Consider the following 3,486-nt stretch of genomic DNA (forward strand, 5'->3'; position numbering starts at 1 on the left):
TCACTTCAGCTTTTCATTCGAAAGTGCCGCAGCCGCACGCCGGTGGCCGCCAGCCAGGTGAAGTAGATGGCCACCCCCGCCACCACCAGCAGGCTCAACCACTGCACCCGGGTCCAGACACCCCACGCCAGCCAGACCTGCCAGTCCGGCGAGAGCCACCAGAGGCCCAGGCCCATCACCGCACAACCGCCCAGCAGTTGCACGGCGTAGCGCCTCCAGCCGGGCTGGAAGACCAGTACCCTCTCCTTCCAGAGCAGCCAGCCCAGCAGGCCGGCATTTAGGAAGGCCGAGAGCGACGTGGCCAGGGCCAGGCCGGCGTGGGCCAGCGGCCAGATGAGGATCAGGTTGAACACCATGTTGGCGACCATGGCGATGATGCCGACCTTCACCGGGGTCCTGGTGTTCTGGCGGGCGAAGAAGCCCGGCGCCAGCACCTTGATCAGCATGAAGGCCACCAACCCGAAGGCGTAAGCCCTGAGACTCATCGCCGCCATGGTGATGTCGCCCTCGGTCATGGCGCCGTAGTGGAACAGCGAGATCAGCAGGGGCTCGGCGAGTATCGCCAGCGCCAGGGCCGCCGGCAGGCCCAGCAGCAGAACGGCGCGGATCGCCCAGTCGAGCATGGTGGCGAAATGCGCCCCCGAGGCATCCGCATGGCGCTTGGAAAGCGCCGGCAGGATCACCGTGCCGATGGCGATACCGAAGACCCCCAACGGCAATTCCACCAGGCGGTCGGAATAGTAGAGCCAGGACACGCTGCCCGGCGCCAGCAACGAGGCCAGCACGGTGTCCAGCAGCAGGTTGATCTGGGAGACCGAGACCCCGAACAGCGCCGGCACCATCAACACCAGGATGCGCTTGACGCCGCTATGGGCGAAATTCGGCCAGGGCCTGGGCATCAGCCCCAGGCGCACCAGGAAGGGCACCTGGAAGGCCAGCTGGGCGGCCCCGGCGATCAGCACCCCCCAGGCCAGCGCCATGGCCGGCTCGCTCATCAGGGGGGTGAGCAGCAGGGCCGCGCCGATCAGCGAGAGGTTGAGCAGCACCGGGGTGAAGGCCGGCACGGCGAAGCGGTTCCAGGTATTGAGCACGCTGCCGGCAAAGGCCGTCAGCGAGATCAGCAGCAGGTAGGGAAAGGTCAGCCGCAGCATGTCCGCGGTCAGGGCGAGCTTCTCCGGGTCACGGCCGAAGCCCGGCGCGAAGAGCCATACCAGCCAGGGGGACGCCAGCATGGCGATGGCGGTGATCAGCGCCAGCACCGCGGCGAGGCTGCCGGCCACCGCATCGAGCAGTTTCTTGACCTCCCGCTTGCTGCCGCGCGTGGCATATTCGGAGAGCACGGGCACGAAGGCCTGGTTGAAGGCCCCTTCGGCGAACAACCGGCGCAGGAAGTTGGGAATCTTGAAGGCGACGAAGAAGGCATCGGCTCCGCTGCCCGCCCCGAACAGGGAGGCCACCACCACATCCCGCGCCAGTCCCATGACGCGCGAGAGCATGGTCATGACGCTGACCACCAGGCCGGAGCGCATCAGGCCACCCGCCTTGGGGGCCACGGCGCGGTCGTGCTCGGCAACGGCCGGTGGCCGCTGCTCGTCATCCGGCTCCCGGGGTCCTCGCTGTGGTTCGTGATCCGTCACCCTGACTTCCTCGGCTGGCTCACTGCAATGATAGCGGCCACAAAAAAACCGGCCGCAGCCGGTTTTTCTTCTGGCGCTCTACCGACTTACGCCGCGAGAGCCTTGATCCGCTTGTTCAGGCGGCTCTTCATGCGTGCCGCCTTCTTCTTGGAAAGCACGTCCTTGTCGGCGATGCGGTCGATGACCGGCTGCGCCTTGTGGAACTCGGTCATCGCCACGGCGTGATCACCGTCATTGATGGCCTTGATGACGCGCTTGATATGGGTGCGCACCATGGAGCGCTGGCTCGCCTTGAGGACACGACGACCTTCGGACTGACGGGCGCGCTTGCGGGCTTGCTTGCTATTTGCCACTGAACTGTCTCCTTGGAGATGTCTTCGCCGCCCGATTCACGACGGCATTGGTAACAGGGTATGCCGACAGCAAGAATGTCGCCTTGCTGCCGGTTTGGCCATCTGGCCGACCGCTTGACATCAGCGATCGTTCACGGGCCGTGTCTGGGAGGATGGCGTATGCTATCACGCCACTTGCCACCTTGCCATAGTCCGCGAAATCCAGCCGAGGGGCGCCGGGGCAGGCCGAAGAGGTGGTGCTATCACTACAGCACCACCAGGTTGTCGCGGTGGATCAGCTCCGGCGCCTCCATGAAGCCCAGGATGGCCTCGATCTGGTGGCTCGGCTTGCCGAGGATGCGGCGGGTGTCCTCGGCACCATAGTTGATCAGCCCCTTGGCTACGCGCTGGCCATGCTCGTCGACGCAGAGCACCATGTCGCCGCGGATGAAGCCGCCCGAGGCCGCCCTGACGCCGACGGCCAGCAGGCTGGACCCCTTGTCGCGGAGGACCTTGACCGCGCCGGGGTCCAGGGTCAGGGTGCCTCGCACCTGAAGCTGGCCGGCCAGCCAACGCTTGCGTGCCGCCATGGGCGCATGGTCCGGGCCGAGCAGGGTGCCCAGCCGCTCTCCCTCCAGGAGCCGCGTCAGCACGGCGGCCTGGCGGCCACTGGCGATAAGGGTCGAGGCACCGGACCGAGCGGCCAGGCGTGCCGCCTGGACCTTGGTGGCCATGCCGCCGCGTCCCAGGATGCCGCCACCGCCGGCCACGGCTGACAGGGAAGGATCGTCGGCGCGTCCTTCCCGGATCAGCTGTGCCGAAGGATGATGGCGAGGGTCGGCATCGAAGAGCCCCTCCTGGTCGGTGAGGATCACCAGGAGATCGGCTTCCAGCAGGTTGGCCACCAGTGCGCCCAGGGTATCATTGTCACCGAAGCGGATATCGTCGGTGACAACGGTATCGTTCTCGTTGATCACCGGCACGACGCGCAGGCCGACAAGGGTGCGCAGGGCCGAGCGGGCGTTCAGGTAACACTTGCGATCGGAGAGGTCGTCGTGGGTCAACAGCACCTGGGCGGTGAGCAGCCCGTGACGGGCAAAGTGCGTCTCGTAGCATTCGGTAAGGCTGTTCTGACCCACCGCCGCCGCGGCCTGCAGCTCGTGCACCGCCGAGGGACGCACCTGCCAGCCGAGGCGCACCATGCCGGCGGCCACCGCCCCGGAGGAAACCAGCACCACCTGATAGCCGCGCAGGTGCAAGGCGGCGATCTGGTCCACCCAGCCGCCTATGGCCGCCTCGTCGAGGCCGCGGCCGTCATTGGTCAGCAGGGCACTGCCGATCTTCACCACCACGCGGCGGGCGCGACTCAGCGCCTCGCGGCCGGAGGACTCAATCCCTTCGGTCATCTCGATTCCTGAATGGCTCATTGTTAAGACAGACGTTGGAAAAGGACTAGCGACGATCGCCCAGCTCCACAAGCGGCTCTCCGGATGAGAGCAGGTCAAGAGCCTCGGGCA

The 3,486-nt window shown here is 66.6% G+C and carries 3 protein-coding genes; all 3 read right to left on the minus strand.

Annotation, left to right across the window (positions count from 1 at the left end; all coding sequences use genetic code 11):
- Nucleotides 1–5 precede the first annotated feature (5 nt).
- On the minus strand, nucleotides 6–1,529 hold the full coding sequence (gene murJ / locus ACESMD_RS00530; protein ID WP_372609349.1) for a murein biosynthesis integral membrane protein MurJ: 1,524 nt from the start codon (nucleotides 1,527–1,529) through the stop codon (nucleotides 6–8).
- Between the two features lie 194 nt (nucleotides 1,530–1,723).
- Nucleotides 1,724–1,990, minus strand: coding sequence for a 30S ribosomal protein S20 (gene rpsT, locus ACESMD_RS00535; protein ID WP_372609347.1), 267 nt, complete (start codon nucleotides 1,988–1,990; stop codon nucleotides 1,724–1,726).
- Nucleotides 1,991–2,235: 245 nt separating this feature from the next.
- Complete coding sequence (gene proB / locus ACESMD_RS00540) at nucleotides 2,236–3,375, minus strand: glutamate 5-kinase (protein WP_372609348.1); 1,140 nt, start codon at nucleotides 3,373–3,375, stop codon at nucleotides 2,236–2,238.
- Nucleotides 3,376–3,486 lie beyond the last annotated feature (111 nt).

Source organism: Halomonas sp., from assembly GCF_041689495.1.
Taxonomy (GTDB): Bacteria; Pseudomonadota; Gammaproteobacteria; order Pseudomonadales; family Halomonadaceae; genus Halomonas.